At 62.4% G+C, this 728-nt stretch carries 1 protein-coding gene; it reads right to left on the bottom strand.

The window, feature by feature from the left end:
- A partial coding sequence (locus HP499_RS24695; RefSeq protein ID WP_172326635.1) for an ABC transporter ATP-binding protein occupies positions 1-728 on the bottom strand: 728 nt, incomplete at both ends.

The following is a 728-nucleotide window of genomic DNA, read 5'->3' as shown; positions in this document are numbered from 1 at the left end:
CCGGTCACACAGATCGGCAACAACACCGAAGTTGTGGGTCACCAGGATCACGCCGATGTTCAGGCGTTGCTGCAACTCGCGGAGCAGATCCAGCACATCGGCCTGGACGGTGACGTCCAGCGCGGTGGTGGGTTCGTCAGCGATCACCAGGTCCGGTTCGCAACTGATGGCACCGGCGATCAGCACACGCTGGGCCATACCGCCGGAAACCTCATGCGGGTAGGCGTTGAAGGTGCGCTCCGGATTGTTAATGCCGACGTCGGTGAGCAGCTTGAGTGCACGCTGACGGGCTTCTGCCTTGGAGATTCCCAGGACGCGGACCATGGGCGTGACCAGTTGGTAGCCGATGGTGAAGGCCGGGTCCAGGTTGCTCATGGGTTCCTGCGGGATGTAGGAGATCCGTTTGCCGCGCAGTTTGGACAGCCGCTCCTGACTGACACGGTCCTCGCCGGGAGCCACGGTGTAGTTGCCATCAAACTGGATGGAACCAGCCACGATCCGGGCGTTGTCCGGCAGCAGTCCCAGGATGGAGAACGCGGTCTGGGACTTGCCCGAACCCGATTCGCCCACGATCCCGAGGATCTCGCCTCGGTCCACATGGAAGGAAACGTCGTCCACTACCTTCTTGACGGAACCATCTGCCTGCGGGTATCCGACGCCGAGGTTGGTCACCTTGACCAGGTGGTGTTCGGTTCCGGCGTCGACGGCGGCCACGGACTTACGTGACT

Origin of the sequence: Paenarthrobacter sp. CM16, from assembly GCF_013179505.1 — a bacterium.
Lineage (GTDB): Bacteria > Actinomycetota > Actinomycetes > Actinomycetales > Micrococcaceae > Arthrobacter.
The sequence above is the reverse complement of the archived record's forward strand: the minus strand, read 5'-3'. Positions and strand labels throughout refer to the sequence as shown.